Origin of the sequence: Marinomonas transparens, from assembly GCF_016463975.1 — a bacterium.
In the GTDB taxonomy this organism is placed as follows: domain Bacteria; phylum Pseudomonadota; class Gammaproteobacteria; order Pseudomonadales; family Marinomonadaceae; genus Marinomonas; species Marinomonas transparens.
Genome location: NZ_JAEMNX010000005.1, coordinates 85,001 through 104,473 on the forward strand (window position 1 = coordinate 85,001; position 19,473 = coordinate 104,473).

Below are 19,473 nucleotides of genomic sequence, written 5' to 3' on the forward strand. Positions count from 1 at the left end.
CAAGCGAAACAGTCCTTCACCGACCATAATAAAAAAGTAAAAGAACTAATATTTAGCGGCCTTTTCAACAGCAAATACTGTTCACCACCAAATAATGGGGTCTTTGCATATCAGGCGCAAATTAAACCATGAGTGTATAAGCAGTGGCTCGGGGTAAAACAATAAATAAAGGAGAGCATCATGCTGAGGTATAAGCAAACCCTAGGTAACGAATTCCCACAATTTGAAAGCGATATTAACCGTTTAAAATTAACCGATGCGCACTTCAGAAAGCTATTTGATGAATTTCATTTTCTAGCCCACGAACTTGAAAAAATGGAACAGAAGTCCATCACCTTTACCAGCATGACACAGAAAAAATTCACAAAGCAGCGCACTCAACTAAAAGACATATTGTTTGGTTACCTAAAAAAAGAAGCCAAGTTTTATAACACTAACTCAGCTGCATAACCTAAGATAGGCTGCTCAACAGCAGCCTATTTTTCTGCCCCCTCTTGCAAGTCAGCATCCCATCATAGCAACAGGTTGTTCGAAAATTCACCATAAGAGCTCATCAAACCTGATCGATATCAAGGCTTCATTATTAAGGCAGCGTTACTCTAATGATAAAGAACATCCACAGAGGGAATATAAAAATGGCAATCGAACATCACAGCTTAATCAACGAGTTTCCAGAGTTCAAAGACGACATTCATGCCTTAAAGTTGTCTGATGCTCACTTCAAAAAACTATGGGATGAATATAACCACCTCACCCATGAAATTGAAAAAATGGAGCAGGAAATTGTGCCTTCAACCACCTTTGAAGAAGAGAAGCTTAAGAAACAACGCTTGCAACTGAAAGACACTCTATTTGGTTATCTGAAAAAAGAATCTCAAGCTCGCGCGAGTTAATGTTTTAAGCAAGCAAATCAAAGGCTATCCTTCTGGATGGCCTTTTTATTCCCCACTCACTTAGGCATGACTTAAAACAACCTTATTAATTGATAATGGTTATCAACTGCATTATTATGCGCAATCCATTATTTCAAAATACGGTTGTGCTATGACGTTAAAAACCACCCTTATTATGATGCAGACTTGCGGCGCATTGGCTTTTTCCAGCCACCTGCTTGCCGATTCCAAAAGCAGCATCCATGCCAATATATCTTCGAATGACTCGAAGCAAGAAACTAAGGATGGATCCAACGTACAACTCCAAGGAATTCAAGTCGAAGGCCGCGCGCTTTCTTACTACAAAGAAGACGAAGCTACCCTAGCAACCAGAACCGCAACGCCTATTGATGAAATCCCACAATCGGTACAAGTGGTCACAGAAACCCTGATCAAAGACCAAGCTGCTCGTCAGATTACAGACCTATATCGCTCTATTTCTGGCATGTCGCAAAACAACGTATCCAATGTCACATTGCGTGGCTTTAGTCAAAACGAAGTACTTTACGATGGTATGAAAGGTGACGCTCTAGGCGGCGACTTTTTTGCTATCCCACAACTTTTCACCATAGAACAAGTACAAGTATTAAAAGGCCCTTCTGGTGCAGTATATGGCGCGGGTGAACCCGGTGGTGTCATAAACTACGTGACGAAAAAACCAACCTACGAACAGAAAAATAGCCTTAAAGTCAGCGCCGGTAATAAGAACTTCTTGAGCGGCAGCGTTGAGTCCTCAGGTCCAATCAATGAAGACGCATCACAACGCTACCGAGTCGGTATTTATTCGGATGACCAAGACTCCTATCGCAATAATGTTGAAGAAGAAAACCAAATCATTGATCTAGGTTACGCGTGGGATCTAAACGACAACAATACACTTACCCTGCAATACACAGACACCTACCAACATATTACAGGCGCTCGCCTACGCGGCATCCCAACCGATGACGATGGTAATTTCTTAGCCGACACCTCGTGGAACAACAACGAAAAAAGCGATTATCAACAGCTTGATGCGCAGGTCTTTCAAGCAACACTCGACCACGACATCAATACTTGGCTAAGCAGCCGCTTTTCTGCACGCTATTTTGACAGCACAGAAACGCAAAAATACCATGAAGTCAACAGACTACTCGATACCAACAGTGACGGTATCTCTGACACCACACGACGCCAATACCGTGACCAAGTACGTACCAACAAGGGCGTGAGTTTTGCTGCTAGCCTAACCGCGGAACTGGATAACCACACATTGCTCGTCGGAAGCGATTACTACCACCTTGATAAAGGTTACCAATACTCACGGGCAACCGGCACAGGTGACGGCGTTTCAAACCTGAGCCTAACCAACCCCATCTATGATCAAGATGATGTCAGTCATTACAGCTTAAACTTAAACGCAGACAGAAACGTGCTGGCTGAGCGAATCGGCATTTATGCCCAAGACCAATGGCGCGCGACAGATCGCTTGAATCTATTAGCAGGCGCTAGGATTGACCGTATAGAAGAGACCCTCGAAAACCACATAAATAACACCAAAGACGATTATAACGACACCGGCTACTCGACTCGCCTTGGTGCGACTTACCACATTAGCGATAACTGGAAACCCTATACGTCTTTCTCTACCGGCTTTGTTCCACAGGATGCCGCAGACCAACAACCCAGTGCCGGAGGCCCGTTCGACCCGGAAGAAAGCCAACAGTTCGAAGCAGGCGTTCGTTCTTATTGGTTTAACAACAAGCTCAATGTGAACCTAGCGGCCTATCACATTATTCGCAAAAACATCCTGCAAGAAGACCCTAACGATAGCAATTTGTCGGTTTCCATTGGCAAAGTGCGTAGTCAAGGCATAGAGCTGGATATCATGGCCGATATCACCCCACGTTGGGTCGCTAACCTGAGTTACGCTTACAACGATACACGAGTAAAGGCGGATATAGAGGGTGACGGCATTCAATACGCCAACGGCGATCGCTTTGCCAACACCCCCTATAATCAACTAGGTGCTTGGACTCGATACGACTTCCCAACCATTACCTCATCGATTGCCTTTGGTGCCAACTACGTCAGTAGCCAAATCAACCGACAAGGCCAAACGGTCAAACCCTACAGGGTATACGATGCGTCTTGGCAAACGAACTGGCAGGACTGGACATTCCAATTAAACATCAAAAACCTGTTAGACAAGGAATACGCCGTGAGCGGCTTTACCGAAAACATCGGTTCCTTCGTCGGCGAACGACGCCGAGTGTATGTTTCGGCGGCTTACGACTTCTAAGCTAGCCTTAACAGCCGATTAAAAAAGGATCACTTAATCTAATGCTGTTCACTTAAGCGAAACAGCATTACAAAATACTGGATATCTCGTCTTTCATTGCTTTACCATGCGAGGCCCACTGGACCTCGCTTTCTTTACTTAAGTGAACAGCATTAGCCTGTTAGCCTCACTTGATAGCGTTGATCTTGGCTAGCCATCATCTGAATTTTCATTAAACATTGGTTAACAGCCATGGCATATTGCCTATCATCCAACTTAGCCCCTAACTTTTTCAAACGCTTCAATGCTTGCTTATTGACCACAACCATTCTCTTTGGTGCTTTTTCAATCGGCGCTTTTGTCGCCGCTAAATACGCTTTGCCAATATAGCCCGCCTCAGGGTTCATCGTTCCAGTGTCTTGCGGTAAGGCTTCCAAACAAAATAGCAATTGCTCCGAAAGCGACCAATACAAAAAAGAAATACGTTGAAAGGCATATTGTTCAAGACAAGTTGTAATGCGCCTGTAAAGAGCAACATTCGCAGAATAGGCATCAAGACTTATTGAAAGCATGTCACATAATATTTTCAAATCTAGATTCAGCTCAGGCAAGAGGCTGAACCTTTGAACATCTCTCATCACTTGGGTCCCTTCGATAAATGGTGAGTTTAAGAATACAGAAATCATTCAAAGGCTATGCCAAGAACCAGTATTACCACGACATCGACCTACTTATTTTGCTTCTTTACATAAATAAGCAAGACAATCAGACAGTTCTTAATTCAAGTTTACCTCACTAAACAAGCCCCCAGTATGAACCCACAATAAGACAAAAAAATGAAAACCAATTAAAGCGACACCTCCAACCTGACATAACGACTTTTAGCCTGATTCGAAAACAGTGCACAAACGAAAAAACGCCCCAATTTAGAAGGACGTTTAAAGCTTAATACCTTGAAATATTCGCTGCTTTTAAGCGGCTACAGATCGAGCTCTATGGGCAGATTCGATAAACCGCGCAACCCAAGCCGCTACTTCAAAAGAGTCTAGCGTTGTTTGCGCGACACTTTGACGACCTTGCTCTGCTATTTCTGCAGAGAAACTACCGCTTTTCCCTAGGCTTTCAATTAATACCGTTTCATAAGCTTTACTGAACTCAGGGTGACCTTGTAAAGTCAAAATATGCTCACCGTAAACCAAGCCTGCATGTTGGCAGAAGTCAGAATGCGCAAATACTTTCGCCCGTGGCGGTTTCGTCACCACTTGATCTTGGTGCATAGCACAAATTGAAAAAGACGTTAAATGCTCAGGCAAAGATGCCACACCTTGGACCACATCATATTGATGAATACCCACTCCCCAACCACCATGAAACTTAGCGACTTCGCCTCCTAAAGCATCAGCAATAATTTGATGGCCAAAACAAATACCAACCAATGGCTGCTTATTTTCATCTATCTTACGAATCCACTCATTGAGCTTAAGCATCCAAGGCTCACGTTCGTACACATTAGAGCGAGAGCCAGTAATCAGCCATGCATCACATTGCAAAACACTGTTTGGAAATACATCGTTTCGCACATTAAAAGTTTCAAACTCAAAAGCCGTATTTTGCTTTGTCAGCAAAGTAACAAACATTCCTGCATAGGAACCAAAGCTAGGTAATAAAGTGTCTGGCGTAATACCAGCTGCTAACAACCCTATTTTCATTAAAACCACCTTTTCAACTTTGCGATTATTAAACTACTCTCTTTCCTTTAACAAAACGGATAAATAAGATAGCACTCAACATAATCAAAAATGCCAACATGATAAACCGATGAAACATTCATGTATTTCAAGCAAGAATTTTGCCGCTTTAACATTGAAGAAGATTTTTATAATCTTTGCTATCCGCACGAGCGTTTTATTTTTTCATTTTATACACTATGCTAATCTCAAAAAATAACATCGCTTGCTTTAGGAAAATAAAACGATGTTCTATAAAGAAAAACGGATTAAAAGCAGCACTTCGTAGCTTTATAATCAGTTGACCCCTAGAAACTTAGCTCTACATTTAAGATCGCGTTTTACGCTTAGGATTAAATTAATGGATTTTACTTTCTCTTTATTGGAACTAGGTTGGCAACCTTATTTTCAGCAACAACTGTCATTGGATGACTTGGAGTTTAATCGTATTGCACGGATTTGTTCTCACCAAGAAAGTACCTATGAACTCATAGGTGAAATGGGCTTGTTTCAACTCAACATTGATTCAAATATGCCAGCCATGACGGTGGGCGACTGGGTAGTCACAGATACTGACCATAATTTTTTGCGCCTTCTCGATAGACGCTCTGAATTTGACAATATCGCAGCCAACATAGACACGGTATTTTTACTTTGTGCGTTGAATGAGAGTTTCAACTTGGCACTTATCAAACGTTATTTAGAACTCACCCATCAAGCTCAAGCAAACGCTGTGGTGGTATTAACTAAAGCAGACACCAGTAAAGATGCCGATGAAAAACGCGCCCAAGTAGAGCGACTTGATCCGCTACTCATGGTTGAAGCCGTCAACGCCCTAGATGTGGACAGCCTAACTTGCTTAGCTCCATGGTTAAAAAGTGGCGAAACCGTTGCTCTATTAGGTGCCGTTGGCGCAGGTAAATCCGCTCTAATCAACACTCTAATGAAAACAACAGATAAGCAACAAAAGAGGACCATAGGTACGTCAAATTCATTACAACCCATGCCATCTGGTGCTCTACTACTCGACACCCAAGGATTACGTGAACTACAACTTACTGAGTTTGATAACAATATCATTGGCAGTTTTGCTGACATCCTAGCGCTAGCTGAACAATGCCGTTTTAGTGACTGTCAGCACCATGGAGAACCTGGTTGCGCCATTACCGCAGCAGTAGCAGATAAACGCTTGACGAAGCAAAGAGTCGCGGAGTTTTTGAAACTTCATCACGAAGATAATGATGACAACCTAAAAGCAAAAATTAAATCCCAAGAAAAACTCAACCGAACTGCTAAAACGGATATTCGCGCCAGAAAACACAGCTCAGAGGAATGATCTCTAATCAATGCAAAGAAAAAGCGACTTTCAATCGGTAAGTCGCTTTTTATTTTCTGTGTAATATGAAACCCGCTTTACAGCAAGCCAGCGAGTGTTTATAACAGATCACAATCTAACGCTGAGCACGGCGAACCTAATTCACAGAGGCAGTTTCTGAATTCACATGTCGAAGACTTTACTTATCTACTCAACCACAGATGGCCATACCAGAAAAATCAGCCAACATATGCAACAAGTCATTGAACAACAAGGTCATACCGTTACGCTATTACCCATTGAAGAAGCCACTCAAGACAGCCTAGATCAACATGACAAACTCGTTATCGGAGCAAGTATTCGTTACGGTAAACATCAGCAAGTCGTTGCGGACTTTATTACACAAAACAAGACTCTATTAGAAAGCAAACCAAGTGCTTTTTATACCGTCAACCTAGTCGCTCGAAAAGCAGAAAAATGCCAGCCAGAGACCAACCCATACATCATAAAATTTTTGACTCAACTCAATTGGAAACCAAACTTAAAAGGCGTATTCGCAGGTAAATTAAATTACCAAAGTTACAGTTTTATTGATCGTAATATGATTCGTTTTATTATGTGGATGACCAAGGGACCAACTGACCCAAGTAGCAATATAGAATTTACCAACTGGCAAAGTGTTGATGACTTCGCTACTGCGGTTTGTGATCTCTAGAACCTGAAAAGACTCTAGTAAGAAAGTCTTTTTGTCATAGGGAACTTATAGAATAACAGCAAGGTCAGAAGATAACCCAAAAAAGGCGACAAAACCCATGACAAAAATTGTGATTTTTAGTGGATTTACTTTGCTGTTAACCGCTTGTGCTATGCCCAAGGAAATCAAAGAAAATGAAGCCATTGCGCAAGAAGTGATGCAAACCCCGAACCTCATTCATAATGAATACGTTACCGTAGACCAACCACAACCCAGCCATCGGCTGCACTATGTCAGCAACGAAGCCATCAATAACGCTCGACCAACTGTGGTATTTGTTCATGGCACACCGGGAGACTGGTCATCCTTTGCTCGATACTTTTTAGAAAAAAAGCTGATACAGGATTACCAAATTACTTCGATTGATCGCCCTGGCTGGGGGAAATCAGGTTATGCAGGTAACGTGTTCCCCACCAACCTGCAAACTCAATCTGATGAAATAGGCCCAATGTTAAAAGACATATGGCAAAAAAACGGCCATAAAAAAGTCATTTTGGTGGGACATTCCCTCGGTGCGTCTTTGGTGCCCATGCTGGCAGCGGATTACCCAGAGTACACCAGAGGCGTCATCATACTCGCGGGAGATTTAGAGCCTAAACTGGCCGAGCCCCGTTGGTATAATACCCTGTTAGATTGGATTCCCAATGCCATCATTCCTGATGAATGGGCAAACTCCAATTTAGAAGTGTTGGATCTGTCCCATAGTTTAGAACAAGCACAAAACAAACTAGCTAACCTGACCCTACCTGTATTGATTTTACAAGGCACCAAGGATGAGTTAGTGAACCCAGAAAGCGCAAACTATGCAAAAACGCTATTCAAAAAAAACAACCTAGAAGTACAATGGATTCAAGGTGCTAGTCATATTATCAACCTAACCCATGTGGCAAATGTAAAAGGCGCTATTCGCAAAATGGATGAGCTAACCAAGTAACCCTTAATGAATAAAAGGGCTTAGCACTAAGTCCTTTTATTCAGGCTGCAATATAAAGGCTATTAGGTTAATCTGTCATCATCAGCAACATCGTCGCTTCCGCCATAAAAAACAGCCATTCAAAGAGACCCTTGATCAATGAAAAGCATGCTAAAACTCACCACAATCACCCTCATTTCAGCATTACTCATAGCATGCAGTACTTCTCCAACAGGTAGAAAGCAGCTTATCTTGCTCCCTGATTCACAATTGGATGAAATGGGCATAGCGTCTTTTCAAGAAATGAAAACAGCCACACCGCAAACTCAAAACACAAAAAAAATTAATGACGTAGAGTGCGTCGCTAATCGCCTAATCGCTGAATTGCCCGAAAAATATCGCGCGCAAGCGTGGGAAGTGCGAGTCTTTGAAGACGAGCAGGTCAATGCTTTTGCCCTACCCGGGTATAAAATCGGTGTTTACACAGGTCTTTTAAAAGTCGCCAGTAATCAATCTCAACTGGCAGCGGTAATGGGACACGAAGTGGGCCATGTGTTGGCTCGCCATGGTAATGAAAGAGTCTCAACACAACTGGCCACCAGCCAAACATTACAAGTCGCCCAAGCACTTAGCGGCGAAGAAAGTCAAACCAAACAACTGATTTTCCAAGGCCTAGGAATTGGTGCTCAAGTAGGCATCATTTTACCTTTCAGCCGTACTCATGAATCAGAAGCGGATCAAATGGGACTCGACCTAATGGCGAAAGCGGGCTTTGATCCAAGAGAAAGCGTTAAGCTTTGGCAAAACATGAGTAAACAGGGTAAAAGCAATACCCCAGAATTTCTATCAACCCACCCTTCTAATCAAACACGAATCGAAGACCTAAGCGCAGCAATGCAAGAGCCATTGGCCATCTACCAAACGCTGAAAGCAGCAGGCAGACTAGCAAACTGCTATTAACGCTTACTGCCCAATATTAAATGATCTAATACGCTCTTTTTAATGAATTTTTAAGGAACCACTCCCAATGACAGATGCTCTACTATTATCCTTCGTATTTTTAATTGCTGGGGTACTCTCGGTTCCTATCGCCTCTCGCCTAGGTCTTGGCTCTGTATTGGGTTACTTATTAGCAGGGATTATAATTAGCCCCTTACTTAACTTGCTCAACGTCAACATTGAGTCCATTCAGCACATTGCGGAACTCGGCGTGGTATTAATGTTGTTTCTTGTTGGACTGGAGCTAAAGCCTAAGAAACTTTGGGCATTAAGGTCTAAACTAATCGGCTTAGGAGGTGGTCAAGTCGCGTTCACAGCCTTATTTTTAATGATGCTAGGCATGCTGTTAGACCAGAGTTGGCGTATCAGTTTAGCGATTGGACTTGTGCTCGCTTTATCCTCCACCGCCATCGTGATTCAGACCCTCACAGAAAAAGGTCTAATGAAATCTGATGGCGGACAGTCCTCCTTTTCTGTGTTGCTGGCTCAAGACATCATCGTCATTCCTATGTTGGCCTTTATTCCGTTATTAGCTACCCCTGAGCTATTGGAAGCCTTAAGCCATAATGCGATACCAACAGACCACCAAACAACGGCTCATTTTCTAACATCCTTAAATGCTTGGCAGACAGTCCTATTAAATATCACCGCTATTGCTACCGTGATACTAGGTGGTCACTTTTTAGCGACACCTATTTTTCGCTTTATTGCCATGGCGCAACTACGAGAACTCTTTACTGCAACGGCTTTGATGTTTGTTATCGGCACCACATTACTCATGTCTTTCGTCGGTTTATCTCCCGCTCTAGGCACCTTCTTAGCGGGTGTTGTCCTTGCTAACTCCCCCTATCGTCATCAGCTAGAAAGTGACATTGCACCTTTTAAAGGACTCTTACTAGGATTGTTTTTCATGACAGTAGGGGCTGGTATTAATTTTCATCTTCTATTTAGTCATTTCTTCTCTATTCTTGGCTTAACCATTGTCTTAATCCTTATCAAAGGGCTCACTCTTTTATTATTAGGCAAGCTTTTCAACATCCGTGGATCAAACAATTGGTTATTCGCCCTAGGATTGGCTCAGGCCGGTGAGTTTGGTTTCGTGCTGCTCTCTTTTACCGTCGCTAATGGTGTAATTCCACAGCCAATTGCAGATCGTTTACTGCTTGTCGTAGCCTTATCCATGCTACTGACACCCGTTTTATTTATTATTTATGATCGCGTTGTTGCCCCGCGCTATGCTGAGGACAAAACCGTAGGAAAAGATGAAGATATGCCGGATGAAAACCAGATTATCATTGCTGGCTCTGGGCGTATGGGCAGTACCATAGACCGTATTCTACGACTCGCGAATTACCACTCTACCGTCATTGACTTTAGTGTCGAACGCCTTGAAGCATTGGAAAAGTTTGGTGTGAAGCATTACTTTGGTGATGCAACAAGACCGGATCTATTGCATGCGGCAGGCATTGATGACGCCTCCTTGCTTATTATCGCTATCGATGACCCTGAACAAGTCACAAAATTAGTCAAATACACCATTGCACACTACCCTAAGTTACATGTCATCGCGCGTGCCTTCGATAATCACCACGTTTACGATTTATGGTCCTATGGTTGTCGCGATATTATTCGAGAAAATTTTGATAGTAGCTTACGAATGGGGCGCTCGGCCTTTGAAGCCCTAGGACTTTCTCGGGAGAAAGCAGAAGAGATGATTAAGGTATTTAATGAGCATGATAGTGTTGCTATGGAGGCGGTAGCCGATGCCCATCAGATAGGTGTACCTTTCCATGAAAATAAAGCTTTTATCGCCCGTGTTCGCAAATATCTTGAGCAACAAGACCCGCAATTAAAAGCTCAGATGGAGGAGATTAAGACCAAAAGTAGCTGCGAAACACCTTAAAATGTCGGCTGCCAACCAGCAAGGATATTCGCCAATGAGTACTCCTTGGCCTCTTCCCATGTTAGCTGTGGACGATAGTTAGGTTCCAATGCCGTAGCACTCGCCGCACCGGCCCCAGTAGAAGAATACTCCGCAAAACGAGCATGCTCTTCTGGCGTAAACCAAATTCGTTCACCCTCAATAGAAGTGCCATGCATTTTATCCCAACCAAAAATATGATCGTCCATGGCGGTGTTCAAAAAGGTACTTTTACCAATAGCATTAGGGTCTGCATAGCGACCATCTAGAAACGTCGTCGTTGGATGCCAAGGTCGTCCCAACGCATAGCTCTTTGCACTCACCCGCGCATCCTCTTTTAATAAACGACATTGGAAAAAACTCAAACCATACTCTTGTTTATGACTGGTACTGGGTGCCGTAAGATAACCCATAGGCCCATTTTGAGAGGGACAATAGCGCGAAACAATGTCGCAATAATTAAACACCACCACGCCACTGCCGAAAATAAAGTCTACCGTGCCACTAATACGTGATTGAGTAAAATAAGCACGCCCTCCAAGACTGCAAAAAGTGTCTTGATAGCCTTCTAAAGAGACATCTAAAAACGCTGCTTTATCACTCATTTCTCCCAGCAACAAAGCCACTGCTTGAGTATGCTGATGCAATTTAGTGCGGTCAGAGTCGCTTTTTAATGCGTTTTCCAACAGGTCAAAATCATTGCGAATAGTCAAAAATTGCGCCATAAATCCAGACGCATTGACTTCAATCGTTTGTGTTTGAAAAGTACCAATAATCTCGCCCCTGTCGCCTTTTTCTGCCGCAACAAGAGTTTGAGTAATAATAGTCTGGTCTCGCCCTGAACCAATCAGATGTACATTCTTTCTATTGATCACCAAGCGCTCATGATAAGTACCCGAATGAATACAAACCCGATAAATACTGTCATCATCAGGCGCGTCACGTAACGCATCAGCTATGGTACTGAACTGTTCTACCGTAGGCGTTTTTGATACGACAGCATCGTATAAAACCACCATTTCAGTATTCAAAGAGTTGTCCATTTTCTTTTACATCCTTCTGATCTGACCTTAACTTTCGGCTAAAAAGAAATCTAAAGCAACATCAGTATCCAGCTGATTATTAACATAACCTTACAAAGTAAAACAATAGCTCACAATAATCAATAAGGGCGCCATAATGGAAGGACAAGGAAAAGAAATTACCACTCTGTTTTAATGCAAATTAAATTTCTGAAGGCATTCATTCCATTTACCACCATGGAACCTTTCACAGGCTTCTTCAGTGTCAAAACTAATCTGCTTCATAGCTTGCTTTAACTTAATATCAATGTCTCTTAGCTTGCTCTCAATAAGACGACAAAGTTGATCCGTTTCTTTCTTGTCGTAAGCCGTCGACAGTTGTTCATCGGTTTCAAATACACAAACGATGTTCAATGAGCGAGGAAAATCATTGTAATTAACCAAATGAGTCAACCATACAAAGCCGTCAATAGAAGCCAATGCCGATTCACATACTTGGGTTAATGCCTCTCGCAGTGCGTTATCGATTTTTTTATCTGTTTTTTTCATCATCAAATATCAATTATTTAGTAGGCCATAAGGTATCTCTTTGTTGTACAACCGCCAACTTTGCCAAGTGCACTACAAACTCAATCATACCAAACAATTATCTGATATAATTTCAAAACACCGTTTTATATTTTACAGAGACCCTCCTTGAAAAACACGTTTCGCTCGTTAAGCAACCCGCAATATCGCCTTTGGGCCATTGGTGCCTTCATTTCAAATATTGGAACCTGGTTACAACGTACCGCCCAAGACTGGATTGTTATCGCAGAACTGTCTGATGGCAATGCCACAGCAGTCGGTATTGTTGTTGCCTTGCAATTTGCGCCACAATTTATTTTTCTACCCATTATTGGTTGGGCTGCAGATTATTTTGACCGCCGAAAATTACTGATTACCACCCAAACCCTACGGGGCTTATTAGCACTGCTTCAAGCTGTGATGATTTTAAATGGTCATCTTGAACTATGGCATATGTACATATTTGCCTTTTTACTTGGCTGCTTTACAGCTTTCGATACCCCTGCCAGACATGCTTTTGTTGCCGACTTGGTCGCTGACAAAGACCTGCCTAATGCCGTCTCTTTAAACTCTATTTCCTTTAACAGCGCACGTATGATTGGCCCAGCTATCGCAGGCTTTTTGATTTTACTAATAGGGGCTGGCTGGGTATTTGCACTAAATGCTCTATCGTTTTTACCCATTCTGGCGATTATGTTCATTATCAAGGCTAAACCAACAGATACCCCAAAAGTAAACAATGACACTCAGCCTACAAAAAAAACCACCTTATTCGATGGTTTTCATTACATTCGTCAACGTCCTGACATGATAGTGGCCATTAGCATGTTCTTTTTCTTCGCCATGTTTGGTCTCAACTTCACCGTTTACTTATCTGCAATGACAGTAAATGTATTCACAGGCAACTCCCAACAATTTGGTATCCTCATGTCCATCATGGCAATCGGCTCTATTGTGGGTGCCATGATTACCGCCAGTCGAGATGAACCCAACATCCGCTTCATATCATTTTCTGCCATTGGCTTTGGGGTCACCGCCCTCGTCACATCCATTATTCCTAATTTCTGGGTGTTCGCCCTATTACTCAGTGTCATAGGCATGACAACGCAACTTTTTACCACCTCAGTACACAGTCTTGTGCAACTCTCAGCACAAAAGTACATTCGAGGCCGAGTTATCGCTATTCTGCTTGCTACTTCAGTAGGTGGCACCGCTATTGGTGGCCCATTAGTCGGTTGGGTTGCGGATTTACTTGGCGCCCGTTGGGCCATTGCTTGTGGTGGGATTGTTGCCTTAAGCACTGCAGCCTATGGAATAGGCTACTTAAAACGTAAGTAAAAGAAACGCTCTACTAAACTCCCCAGCTATTCACTTTATTCCCTCCTGCTATGGGGGAATAAAGTCCCCTCAGAATCACTGAGGCCTCTCAATATAAAACCGTAGATTTACCCTACGATAAAATGGCACAGTAGCACTTATCCAATACGAGGCTATTTTGATGAAGAATGAAAGTCCCTCTCCGCAATCAATACTCCCTACGAAAGGCATTGTAGATAAGATACCCACGACTAATCCCAGTTGGCCCTTGTATCTGATCTTGGCAATAACCTTGGTAATAAGCAGTGTATGCTACCAATTCCTTCCCCTATCCCAAGCCCTTGTCGCTGGGTTGCTCTTCATCTGCATCGCCTTGTGGGCCACGTCTTTAGTGCCTGCCTATTGGCCCGCTTTAAGCTTATTCGCTTTTGCTACTGCCACTCAATTGGCTCCCAACCAAGTCATTTTCTCTGGCTTTCAATCATCAACTTTTTGGCTAGTATTCAGTGGCATGGTCTTTGGTGCAGCCATTTCCCATACCCGCCTGAATATACGAGCCACACGGTTACTCATGGTAATGTTGGGCAACAGTTATCAGGGCACCATCATCAAGATTGCTGCATTCGCGATGGGCTTGGCCTTTTTGATTCCTTCTGGAGTGGGGCGTGTGGTATTAATCATTCCTATCATCGCCACTCTTGCTGATCATTTTGGTTATGGCGCAGACTCTAACGGGCGCAAAGGTATGTTGCTGGCCGCGGCATTTGGCACTTTTTTACCCGCCTTTTCTATCTTACCTGCCAATGCACCCAATATGTTACTTTCTGGCATGGCAGAGACGCTGTATCAAACGCCATTTTCTTACTGGCAGTACTTACTATTGCACTTTCCGCTCCTAGGCTTGGGCAAACTAGTCGTCACAGTTGGGGTAATTTTATGGCTGTTTCCAGACAAGGCACCGAGCCAAACAATGGCCGTTTCCATTGAAGAGTCAGCGATCACTAAAAAAGAAAAGACCCTATTACTGATACTCTGTAGCTGCTTCGCGTTTTGGTTTACCGATAGCCTGCATCATATTTCAGCAGGCTGGATTGGCTTGATGGCAGCCCTGATATGCCTTTGGCCTAGATTAGGGTTAACCGGAAAAGACACCATAGACAAAGGCTTACAATACGGTACTCTGTTATTTGCCGCTGGCATTATTGGTTTAAGCGCCATCATTGCGGATTCAGGCCTGGGGAGTGTGTTGGTTAATTACCTAACGCAAGCGATTCCTTTTTCTCCGAATGCCCCTCTGCTCAACCTCAGCTTACTCACCTTTATTTCAACTTGTGTCGCCGTGGTGACTAATTTAGCTGGCGTACCCGCTATTATGACCCCCATGGCCGAACACCTCGCAGAGGTCACCGGCCTCTCCTCCAACGCCGTGTTAATGACCCAAGTGCTGGCTTTTTCAAATGTACTCTTACCCTACCAAGCCCCGCCTCTGATTACCGCCATTGCCTTAGGCAAGCTTTCTATCAGTGCTGTCACTAAAGTATGTGTCGCCACCTTTGTGATCACTGGCTTAATCTTACTGCCCATTAACTTTTTCTGGTGGCATCTTCTGGCCATGTTTTAAGAAAATGGTCCAATTTAAGGTAATCACATGGATATTAACCAACTAAAAACATTCAAACTGGTGGCATTAGAAGGCAGCATTACCCAAGCAGCACATAAACGCTATCTAAGCCAAGCTGCAATCAGTGCTCATATTAAAGCCTTGGAAAGCACTTTGGGCCTAAGCCTTTTTGAACGTTCTGCCCATGGCATGTCACTCACCAAGCAAGGCATCCACCTACTCCCCTTTGTAGAACAAACCCTAAAAGCCCATGACAAAATTTTTGATGAAGCAGAACGAATACAAGGCAAGATTTCTGGAAAACTGGCCATCGGCATTGGTTCAAGCGCGAGTTCAGAAATATTAAGGGCTTTTATTAGCCTAATAGCAGAACGCTACCCAAATATTCAGGTAGAGGTTAAACAGGGTAAATCACCAGAAATATTGGCAGATTTAATGAGTAACCAGCTTGATGCCATTTTTTATAATGACAGTACGCCACCAAAAGTCAGCCTAAATACACTAAAAATTGCCGAGTTTGGTGTGTTTTTAGTCGCGCCATTCGGTCTAATTGACAAAAAAACGCCCTTCAACTGGCAATTACTCAATGACCACCCTTGGGTCACCCCTAACCCTCAGACATGCTGTGGCACCCTTGCTCACGCTCTCTTTAATGAGCATAAAATCACGCCAACACGACTCATTCAGATCGACCATGAAAATATGATGTCCTCGCTAATTAGCAGTGGCCTTGGACTTGGTTTACTGCATACGGAAGCCGCGCAAACAGCCGAAAAGAAAGGAGAAATAACCATACTTCATGAAGTAAAAAAAGCCGTTCCTGTGTACTTTGCCTATCAGAGCAAACGTCATTTTGACCCAGTTATAGGGGCGGCCAACAATTTAATCCAAGAGCTTATTAGTGAATAGAAGTCTTTGCACGGAGTCGTGAGTAAAACATGGCACTTTGAGTCTATTATGAACAATCTATTGGCGCACACAGCAATCACGCCAAGATCTCGAATCAACAAAAAAGGTCGCTCACCTAAATGGATTCGCGACCTTTTTTTAAAACTAAAGCCTGAAGGAATCAGTTAGCCGGTTGCCAAATACGAAACTTCGACTTACGCATTTGGTCTTTTTCGGCTGGCGATGCCCCCCAATTACCCTCATACACTTTGCCTTCCCAATCCCCATAGGCTGGGTTTGGCAGCATAATGAATGTGGTGCCAAACAGCGCTTTATTCTTCTCTACCGCCGCATCACTGTCTGCTAGACTTTTGGTTCTAAAATCGTTAGAAAAGTCATTCAAGTTATCGCCCATAAACAGAGCAATATCATAGTCTTTAGCAATGGCTTCACGACGAGGTTCTTTATTACTGCTATCGGTTCTAAGCATTAAATGCTTGTCATCCACATTCGGAAAGCCCAGTGCCTTAAGGTTTTTACGCGTTCCTTCTAATCCGACTATTTTTCGGTTTGTTACGTAAAAGACTTCCGCCCCTTTACTCGCCACATAATTCAGAAAATCAGTGGCTCCCGGCATGGCTTTCGCTTGTGCAGCGTCCATCCATTTAGCCCATGTTTTACTTGAATAGCCAAAGTCCTTGCCAATCAACCAAGCCTGATAAGCGCTGTTATCGATAGCTGTTTCATCGGCGTCCACAACCACCGCAATTTTTTTGCTGCCAGTATGACTGCGGGAATAACGATCAAACTGCATTTTAGCCAGATTAAAGGCTTGATAAGATAAGGCCTTATATTCAGCCGATGCCTGCATCCACAGGGTCGACATGACAAGTTGCTCATTTAGATCTTTGGCGCCATAGCCGGAATCATCGGCCAAAGCAGGAAGAGAAAAGCTGCCTGATAATAGAACAGCTGAAACCAAAACGGTACGAACAGCAATCGAAAACATAAATAGCCCCTTAGTTATAGATACCCACCTATTTCACTCTGTAAATCTTCATTCCAAAAAATACACCTTAAAGAAAACCCTGTCTTCAGGTTTATGCACTTATCTATTTTTCTTGTATTTACTTCCAAACAGCATGACCCCACTAGAAAATTTTATCTTTAAGATCAATCACAAGCCTACATAGAAAATAAAAGCTATCGATTAGCATACATTTGATAAAAATTATAAATGACGATAATTCTCATTCTCTCCTAAGATTTTATTTGAGGAATGATGTTTTAAAAAAAATAAACAGTCTTTTCTTTAAATTTCCTCAAGCACTTCATTTAGATGGAATTAGGTTCGAAATGCACAAGTAACTTTCGGCCTAAGCAATTTAAGGATTAAATTGAAGGACAATCATCATGAACAACATAACAACGAAAGCAATCACTTTTTCAGCACTACTGGCCGTAATATCTGGCGCCACTTGGGCTGACAGCGTCACACTTAATGGCTTTGCAGGTAATAAGAAAGTCGACCTAAACTGGAGTAACTCGGGGCAAACCAGTGCCGCTTATCAGGTCTACTATGATACTGACAGTGACCCAGAAAATAGAATAAGACTTGATAGCGTATCATCGTCAACATTTAATTATACTGCGACAGGATTAGATAACGGCACACCCTATTGGTTCTGGATTAAATTCCTCGACAGTGACACGGGGGAGTATTCCAATTCCAATGCATTCAGTGCGACGCCCAGCAGTAGTTTCAATGTGACATTAAGCGGATCAGGAAGTGGCGATCAGGTGACATTGCAATGGAGTAATTCAAATTCAAACTCCAATTACGAGGTCTATTACGACACAGACAGTAACCCAAAAAACCGTGAAAGAATCGCCACAGTATCCCCCTCAACCACCAGCTACACAGTCACTAATTTAGATGCTGGTGTTCCCTACTGGTTCTGGATCAAATATACAAACTCAGATGGCGATACAAGCAATTCCAACTCCTTTAATATTACCCTGGATGGCTCAGGCCCTGTCACACCGCCAGCAGGAAATGGCCCTGAAATAAGCAATAACATAGTCGTAGACTCAGAAAGTGAGATACTCTCAGCGATTAATAATGCATCATCGAGCAAAGGCATTTATGTTCGCAGTGGCACCTACTATTTCAGCTCGCCGATTGAAATGACCAAGTCAGGTTCATCCTCGAATAAAATCATCCTCAGAAACTACCCAGGTGATAGCCATCCCGTGTTTAACTTCTCTTCCATGTCTGAATCCAGTAGTAATCGTGGTATTGAGTTAAGCGGTGACCATTGGCACATGTACGGTATTGATGTAACAAGAGCAGGTGATAACGGCTTACACATTACTGGCGATGAGAATATCATTGAATTCTCTAGTTTCTCTCGTAATGCTGATACTGGGGTGCAATTAGATAACGGGGCAAGTAACAACCTGATTAAAAATGTCGATTCCTACTACAACGCCGATTCTTCTCTAGAGAATGCAGACGGTTTCGCCGCGAAACTCACGGTGGGCAGTGGTAACTATTTTTATGGTTGTCGTGCATGGAATAACCTAGATGACGGGGTTGATGGTTACCTGCGTGGTGCAAATAATGTCACCACTACCTACGAAAATACTTGGGTATTCCGTAATGGATACTTGGAAAATGGTTCTCTAGGTGATGGCGATGGTAACGGGTTCAAAACTGGTGGCAGTGATAATAAAGACCTTAAACATAATGCTATTTTAATCAATACCATTGCCGCTGGTAATGCGGTAGATGGTTATGATCATAATAGTAACCGTGGCAAGGTCACCATTCACAACTCAATCGCTTATAAAAATGGTCGTAATATTTCTTTCAGCAACACCAATAAAGCAGAAAGATTAGAAATTAAAAACACCATTTCTTATGACCCTGAGAACTCCAGTGATCAGCTCAATGCCAGCAGTACCAGTATCTCCAATAACAGTTGGCAAAATGGTATCTCAGTATCATCTGGCGACTTTAAAGGTTTGAATATCAATGACTTACTTAAACCTCGCAAATCAGATGGCAGCTTGCCAGACATTGACTTCTTCCACCTCAAAAGTGGCAGTGATTTGATTGATGCCGGTACCGATGTAGACCAAAGCTACAATGGGTCCGCACCGGACATTGGCGCCTTTGAGTACTAAATTCGTATTATTTAGATCATAGCGCTTAGCAATATAAAGCCAGTCAGC

17 protein-coding genes are annotated in these 19,473 nt (G+C 42.9%); 12 read left to right on the plus strand and 5 right to left on the minus strand.

Features of this window, described 5'->3' with window-relative positions; translation table 11 throughout:
- Positions 1-180: 180 nt before the first annotated feature.
- The 3 genes from I8J31_RS06725 (at position 181) to I8J31_RS06735 (ending at position 3,213) form a co-directional block, all read left to right on the plus strand.
- A complete protein-coding gene (locus tag I8J31_RS06725) occupies positions 181-450 on the plus strand; it encodes an HP1242/YdcH family protein (RefSeq protein WP_199467516.1) in 270 nt (89 codons plus the stop codon).
- Between the two features lie 185 nt (positions 451-635).
- Positions 636-893, plus strand: a complete 258-nt coding sequence (locus I8J31_RS06730; RefSeq protein ID WP_199467517.1) for an HP1242/YdcH family protein — start codon at positions 636-638, stop codon at positions 891-893.
- Between the two features lie 151 nt (positions 894-1,044).
- Positions 1,045-3,213 carry a TonB-dependent siderophore receptor gene (locus I8J31_RS06735; RefSeq protein WP_199467518.1) on the plus strand — a complete coding sequence of 723 codons (2,169 nt, stop codon included), beginning with the start codon at positions 1,045-1,047 and terminating at the stop codon, positions 3,211-3,213.
- 152 nt (positions 3,214-3,365) lie between these two features.
- Here the strand turns inward: I8J31_RS06735 and I8J31_RS06740 are convergent, their stop codons facing one another.
- On the minus strand, positions 3,366-3,833 hold the full coding sequence (locus tag I8J31_RS06740) for a hypothetical protein (protein WP_199467519.1): 468 nt from the start codon (positions 3,831-3,833) through the stop codon (positions 3,366-3,368).
- Between the two features lie 330 nt (positions 3,834-4,163).
- Positions 4,164-4,901, minus strand: coding sequence for a type 1 glutamine amidotransferase (locus tag I8J31_RS06745; protein ID WP_199467520.1), 738 nt, complete (start codon positions 4,899-4,901; stop codon positions 4,164-4,166).
- A 379-nt stretch (positions 4,902-5,280) separates the two neighbouring features.
- Between I8J31_RS06745 and rsgA the strand changes: the two genes are divergently transcribed.
- From rsgA to I8J31_RS06770, 5 genes are all read left to right on the plus strand, one after another.
- The gene (gene rsgA, locus I8J31_RS06750) at positions 5,281-6,255 is read left to right on the plus strand and encodes a ribosome small subunit-dependent GTPase A (RefSeq protein WP_199467521.1); all 975 of its coding nucleotides are present in this window, start codon (positions 5,281-5,283) and stop codon (positions 6,253-6,255) included.
- Positions 6,256-6,421: 166 nt separating this feature from the next.
- A complete protein-coding gene (gene hemG / locus I8J31_RS06755) occupies positions 6,422-6,949 on the plus strand; it encodes a menaquinone-dependent protoporphyrinogen IX dehydrogenase (protein WP_199467522.1) in 528 nt (175 codons plus the stop codon).
- A gap of 97 nt (positions 6,950-7,046) precedes the next feature.
- Positions 7,047-7,922 carry an alpha/beta fold hydrolase gene (locus I8J31_RS06760; protein ID WP_199467523.1) on the plus strand — a complete coding sequence of 292 codons (876 nt, stop codon included), beginning with the start codon at positions 7,047-7,049 and terminating at the stop codon, positions 7,920-7,922.
- A 138-nt stretch (positions 7,923-8,060) separates the two neighbouring features.
- Complete coding sequence (locus tag I8J31_RS06765) at positions 8,061-8,861, plus strand: M48 family metallopeptidase (RefSeq protein WP_199467524.1); 801 nt, start codon at positions 8,061-8,063, stop codon at positions 8,859-8,861.
- 67 nt (positions 8,862-8,928) lie between these two features.
- The gene (locus I8J31_RS06770; protein WP_199467525.1) at positions 8,929-10,803 is read left to right on the plus strand and encodes a cation:proton antiporter domain-containing protein; all 1,875 of its coding nucleotides are present in this window, start codon (positions 8,929-8,931) and stop codon (positions 10,801-10,803) included.
- On the opposite strand, the gene I8J31_RS06775 is transcribed toward I8J31_RS06770, so the two are convergent.
- Entirely contained in the window at positions 10,800-11,864 is a 1,065-nt protein-coding gene (locus I8J31_RS06775; protein WP_199467526.1) for a pectinesterase family protein, read from the minus strand. The genes I8J31_RS06770 and I8J31_RS06775 overlap by 4 nt on opposite strands.
- A 171-nt stretch (positions 11,865-12,035) precedes the next feature.
- Entirely contained in the window at positions 12,036-12,395 is a 360-nt protein-coding gene (locus I8J31_RS06780) for a Fis family transcriptional regulator (protein ID WP_233402634.1), read from the minus strand.
- A 144-nt stretch (positions 12,396-12,539) separates the two neighbouring features.
- Here I8J31_RS06780 and I8J31_RS06785 point away from each other — a divergent pair, with 144 nt between their 5' ends.
- From I8J31_RS06785 to I8J31_RS06795, 3 genes are all read left to right on the plus strand, one after another.
- Entirely contained in the window at positions 12,540-13,748 is a 1,209-nt protein-coding gene (locus tag I8J31_RS06785) for an MFS transporter (protein WP_199467527.1), read from the plus strand.
- A 160-nt stretch (positions 13,749-13,908) separates the two neighbouring features.
- Positions 13,909-15,348 (plus strand): SLC13 family permease, encoded by a 1,440-nt coding sequence (locus I8J31_RS06790; RefSeq protein WP_199467528.1) that lies wholly within the window; start codon positions 13,909-13,911, stop codon positions 15,346-15,348.
- Positions 15,349-15,375: 27 nt separating this feature from the next.
- Positions 15,376-16,257 (plus strand): LysR family transcriptional regulator, encoded by an 882-nt coding sequence (locus I8J31_RS06795; protein WP_199467529.1) that lies wholly within the window; start codon positions 15,376-15,378, stop codon positions 16,255-16,257.
- 160 nt (positions 16,258-16,417) lie between these two features.
- On the opposite strand, the gene I8J31_RS06800 is transcribed toward I8J31_RS06795, so the two are convergent.
- On the minus strand, positions 16,418-17,245 hold the full coding sequence (locus I8J31_RS06800) for a 5'-nucleotidase, lipoprotein e(P4) family (RefSeq protein ID WP_199467530.1): 828 nt from the start codon (positions 17,243-17,245) through the stop codon (positions 16,418-16,420).
- A gap of 404 nt (positions 17,246-17,649) precedes the next feature.
- Here I8J31_RS06800 and I8J31_RS06805 point away from each other — a divergent pair, with 404 nt between their 5' ends.
- Positions 17,650-19,425, plus strand: a complete 1,776-nt coding sequence (locus tag I8J31_RS06805) for a right-handed parallel beta-helix repeat-containing protein (RefSeq protein WP_199467531.1) — start codon at positions 17,650-17,652, stop codon at positions 19,423-19,425.
- Positions 19,426-19,473 lie beyond the last annotated feature (48 nt).